The following is a 3,904-nucleotide window of genomic DNA, read 5'->3' on the forward strand; positions in this document are numbered from 1 at the left end:
CGGCGCGAGGCCGGCCATCTGCAGGCGCATGGCGCCCTGCTCAGACCAGAACCACGGCAGCGCGACGTAGGGCTCGTCGCGGCCTTGCAGCGTGGCCACCGCGGTGCGCGCCTGGTCGTTGGCGTTCTGCACCGACTCCAGGCGCACGCGCTGCGCGCTGCGCGACTCGGGGAAGCTCGCGCAATCGCCCACCGCGAGGATGTGCGGGTCGGAGCTGCGCAGGCAGGCATCGACCACCACGCCGTTGTCGCAGTGCAAACCGGCTTCGCGTGCGAGCTGATCTTCGGGCGACGCGCCGATGCCCGACACCAGCAGGTCGATGGGTTCGCGCTGGCCGTCGACTGTCATCGCAACGAGGCGACCGCCTTCGATCTCGAAGCCGCCAGCCGCCACGCCCAGGCGCACGTCGATGCCGCTGGCGCGGTGCGTCTGCAGCACGTGCTCGGCGACCTCCGGCGAGACCGAGCGCATCAGCAGGCGCGGTGCGGCTTCGAGCACCGTCACCGGCTTGCCGAGCGCGCGCGCGGTGGCCGCAATCTCCAGGCCGATGAAGCCGCCACCCAGCACGGTGATGTGCTGCGCCTGCGTGATGAGCGAGCGCACGCGCAGCGCATCCGCCGCGTTGCGCAGCACGGCCACATTGGCCAGGTCGTCGTGCAGCGAAGGCAGGCGACGCGCACGCGCGCCGGTGGCGAGCACCAGCCAGGCGTAGGGCAGTTCGTCGCCCGACTTGAGCTTGACCGTGCGGTGCGCGCGGTCGATGGCGAGCGCGGCGTTGGCGCGGTGCACGTGGATGCCGGCCTCGGCGTACCAGGCCTCGGCGCGGTGCCATTGCAGCGCTTCATCGGGGCTCTTGAGGTAGGCCTTGGACAAGGGCGGGCGGTGGTAGGGCAGCTCGGCTTCTTCGCACACCAGGTGCACGCGCGGGCCGAGGCCGGCGCTGGCCAGGCCGGCGCAGAGCTGGGCCGCGGCATGGCCGCCGCCGATGATCACAATGGAGTCGGTGGTGTCGTTCATCGTCTGGGTCGCAGGAAGGTGGAGCCAGCTTACTGCTGGTACTCGGGCAGGTGCACGGTCAGCCCCTGCATTGCCGCGGTGAGCTGGATCTGGCACGACAGGCGGCTGGTCGGGCGCCGCTCGGCGGCGGTGCAGCCGAGCATGGCCAGTTCGTTGGGCTGCGGCGGCGGCAACTGCGCCACCCAGGCCTCGTCCACGTACACATGGCAGGTGGCACACGAGGCCGAGCCGCCGCAATCGGCCAGGATGCCGGCCACGCCGTAGCCGGTGGCCGCCTGCATGAGGCTCACGCCCTCGGGGGCCTCGAAGCCTTGTTCGGCGCCGTCGGGTTGGATGAAGGTGATGTCGGGCATGGCGTGAGTATCGGACACCCCTTTGCCGAAGCGGAGAAGCGCGCCTATACTGAGCCGAATGGCTAACCAATCTGTCGCCCTCTCCGACGTGTTCTACGCCCTCGCCGACCCCACGCGCCTGGCGATCGTGGGCGCGCTCGGGCGCGGGCCGGAGTCGGTGTCGGCGCTGGCCGCGCCTTTCTCGATGGCCCTGCCCTCCTTCATGAAGCACCTGTCGGTGCTGGAGCGCAGCGGCCTGATCCGGTCACGCAAGCTCGGCCGTGTTCGCACCTGCGAGCTGGTGCCCAAGACCTTGACCCAGGCCGAGCGCTGGATCGCAGAACAACGCGCCACGTGGGAAGCCCGCAGCGACCGCCTGGCCCGCTTTGCCGAGCAACTTCACCAACAGGACACCTCCCATGCCCACACCAAACGCCGCCCCCGCTGAAACCCACGACCTCGTCATCTCGCGCCTCGTGCGCGCACCGCGGGCCACGCTGTGGCGCGCCTGGACCGAGCCCGATCTGCTCAAGGAGTGGTGGTGCCCCAAGCCCTGGACGACCGAGGTGCGCGAGTTCGACCTGCGCGCCGGCGGCGGTTTCTACACCTTCATGCGGGGCCCCGACGGCGGCACCAGCGACAACCCGGGCAGCTTTCTGGAAGTGGTGCCGCACAGCCGCATCGTCTTCAGCTCCTGCCTGACCGCTGGCTGGCGGCCCGCCACGCCGTGGATGCCCTTCACAGCCGTCATCACCCTGGCCGACGAGGGCGAGGGCACGCGCTACGTCGCCACCGTGATGCACCCCGACAAGAGCACGCGCGACAAGCACGAGGAGATGGGCTTCTTCGATGGCTGGGGCACCTGCATCGACCAGCTGGAGGCGCTGGCGCAGCAGCTGCGCTGAATGCGCGTGCCTCGGCGCAGGCCGCTCGCTTCGGGCGTCACCCCGACACTTCGTACAGCTCGACCAGGTCCTGCTCGGCCGGGTGGTTGCGTGCCACCACCGCGCGCGCCGCTTCGGTGGCGCTGAGATTGATGGCTTCGTGCGGCACGCCGGGTGGCACGAAGAGAAAGTCGCCGGCCCGGCTGACCACCTCGTTCTCCAGCGCCGCACCCCAGCGCGTGCACACCGTGCCTTCGAGCACGTAGATGCCGGTCTCATAGCCCACATGCAGATGGGGCTGCGCCCGCGCGCCCGGCGGGATCACCACCAGGTGCATGGACAAGCCGGTGGCCCCCACCGTCTGGCCCGAGATGCCGATGAAGTAGGGCAGGCGCTGCTGCGTCATCACCTCGCGATCAGGGCTCAGGCCCCGCACCGTGGCACGCGGCTCAGCCACGGCGCGCCTCCACCGGCGCCAGCAGGTTGGCATCGCGCGCCAGGCGCCAGGTGCCGTCCTGCTTGTGGAACACCGTCAGCGTGTGGCCGGCGCGTTCGACGGGCGGCGCCCCGTCGGGCGGGTGGGCGGTGACATGCAGGCTGGCCCACGCAAAGGCCCAGTCGCCGGCCACGGTGAGCTCCTCGATCTCGCTGTGCCCTTCGAAGCGCGGTGCCCGGCCGCCGGCCTGTGCCTGCGCGGCGAGGGCGAAGTCGGCCTTGCGCATGGGGGCGTGGCCGGGGCGCAGGAAGACCACGTCGTCGGTCATCAGGCTCAGCACCTTCTCGCTGTCGCCGGCCTGTGTGGCCGACATCCAGGTGGACACGAGTGCTCGGATCTGCTGTTCGTCGTCGCTTGGCATGGGGGTAGCTCCGTGGCCTCTGCAGCTTGCCACACCGGCCGCATCCGGCGTGACTTCGCGCCGAATTTCCCGCCCCGCGCCGTGGTGGCGCGGCAGATACTGGCTGCGCATAATTCCGCTCGCAACTCGCACCAACCAGCCCGTGGGCCCGGCCGCTCAGCTCTCAGCAAGGTGCCGGCGCTTGATCAGCGCCGGGCGACGCCTGCGCGACAGCTACTTCATGCCGCGCCTGCTCTTGTGCGCGGTGGCCGTGGCGCTGCCCTTGCTGGCCCTGCACGCCTACACCCTGTACCTCGACGCGCAGGACGACAGGGCCGAGGCAGTGGCCGCGGTGGCTGTGCGCTCACTCGATGCAGCCAAGGAGATCGACGCGCTGCTCAGCCGCGCCGAGCGCATGCTGGCCTTCCTGGCAACGCGCCAGGAACTGAAAGACCTCGACGGCACGCGCTGCGCCGAGCTGATGAAAGGCCTCACCTCGGTCGACCCGCTGCTGGCCAACGTGGGCGCGGTCGACATCAACGGCTCGCCGCTGTGCCTGTCGATCGTGTCGCCCTCGCGCTTCAAGTCGTACAAGGACGTGGCCTGGTTCAAGGAGGCGCTGGAGCGCCCCGACACCTTTCTCAGCAAGCCCTTTCGCGGTGACATCAGCAAGCGGCCCCTGGTCAACCTGGTGATGCCGTTCAAGAACGCGCAGGGCGAGCGCATCGGCTTCCTCGGCGCGGCCATCGACCTGACCGCACTCACCAACACCCTGCTCGCGCGCAACAACATGCCCGACGACAGCGTGGTCTCGCTCATCGGGCCCGACGGCACC

At 70.2% G+C, this 3,904-nt stretch carries 7 protein-coding genes; 3 read left to right on the forward strand and 4 right to left on the reverse strand.

The annotated features are described in order from the left end of the window. On the reverse strand, positions 1–1,017 hold a 1,017-nt coding region (locus VFL64_RS22000; RefSeq protein ID WP_489542529.1), incomplete at its 3' end, for an NAD(P)/FAD-dependent oxidoreductase. 29 nt (positions 1,018–1,046) lie between these two features. Continuing rightward, entirely contained in the window at positions 1,047–1,370 is a 324-nt protein-coding gene (locus VFL64_RS22005; RefSeq protein WP_489542530.1) for a 2Fe-2S iron-sulfur cluster-binding protein, read from the reverse strand. 58 nt (positions 1,371–1,428) lie between these two features. Between VFL64_RS22005 and VFL64_RS22010 the strand changes: the two genes are divergently transcribed. Further along, positions 1,429–1,797 (forward strand): ArsR/SmtB family transcription factor, encoded by a 369-nt coding sequence (locus VFL64_RS22010; protein WP_489542531.1) that lies wholly within the window; start codon positions 1,429–1,431, stop codon positions 1,795–1,797. Beyond that, entirely contained in the window at positions 1,769–2,254 is a 486-nt protein-coding gene (locus VFL64_RS22015; RefSeq protein WP_489542532.1) for an SRPBCC family protein, read from the forward strand. The genes VFL64_RS22010 and VFL64_RS22015 overlap by 29 nt, the downstream gene beginning before the upstream one ends. A gap of 37 nt (positions 2,255–2,291) precedes the next feature. On the opposite strand, the gene VFL64_RS22020 is transcribed toward VFL64_RS22015, so the two are convergent. Both VFL64_RS22020 and VFL64_RS22025 read right to left on the reverse strand, forming a co-directional pair. After that, on the reverse strand, positions 2,292–2,639 hold the full coding sequence (locus tag VFL64_RS22020; RefSeq protein WP_489542535.1) for a cupin domain-containing protein: 348 nt from the start codon (positions 2,637–2,639) through the stop codon (positions 2,292–2,294). Positions 2,640–2,682: 43 nt separating this feature from the next. Next, positions 2,683–3,090 carry a YybH family protein gene (locus VFL64_RS22025; RefSeq protein ID WP_489542533.1) on the reverse strand — a complete coding sequence of 136 codons (408 nt, stop codon included), beginning with the start codon at positions 3,088–3,090 and terminating at the stop codon, positions 2,683–2,685. A 181-nt stretch (positions 3,091–3,271) separates the two neighbouring features. Between VFL64_RS22025 and VFL64_RS22030 the strand changes: the two genes are divergently transcribed. After that, on the forward strand, positions 3,272–3,904 hold a 633-nt coding region (locus VFL64_RS22030), incomplete at its 3' end, for a PDC sensor domain-containing protein (protein WP_489542534.1).

Source organism: Rhizobacter sp. (genome assembly GCF_035702065.1).
In the GTDB taxonomy this organism is placed as follows: Bacteria; Pseudomonadota; Gammaproteobacteria; order Burkholderiales; family Burkholderiaceae_C; genus Rhizobacter.

Excerpts from the sequence above, each read along its gene's own strand:
- VFL64_RS22025 (WP_489542533.1), bottom strand. The coding sequence starts at position 3,090 with ATGCCAAGCGACGACGAACAGCAGATCCGAGCACTCGTGTCCACCTGG.
- VFL64_RS22020 (WP_489542535.1), bottom strand. The coding sequence starts at position 2,639 with ATGACGCAGCAGCGCCTGCCCTACTTCATCGGCATCTCGGGCCAGACG.
- VFL64_RS22005 (WP_489542530.1), bottom strand. The coding sequence starts at position 1,370 with ATGCCCGACATCACCTTCATCCAACCCGACGGCGCCGAACAAGGCTTC.
- VFL64_RS22010 (WP_489542531.1), top strand. The coding sequence starts at position 1,429 with ATGGCTAACCAATCTGTCGCCCTCTCCGACGTGTTCTACGCCCTCGCC.
- VFL64_RS22015 (WP_489542532.1), top strand. The coding sequence starts at position 1,769 with ATGCCCACACCAAACGCCGCCCCCGCTGAAACCCACGACCTCGTCATC.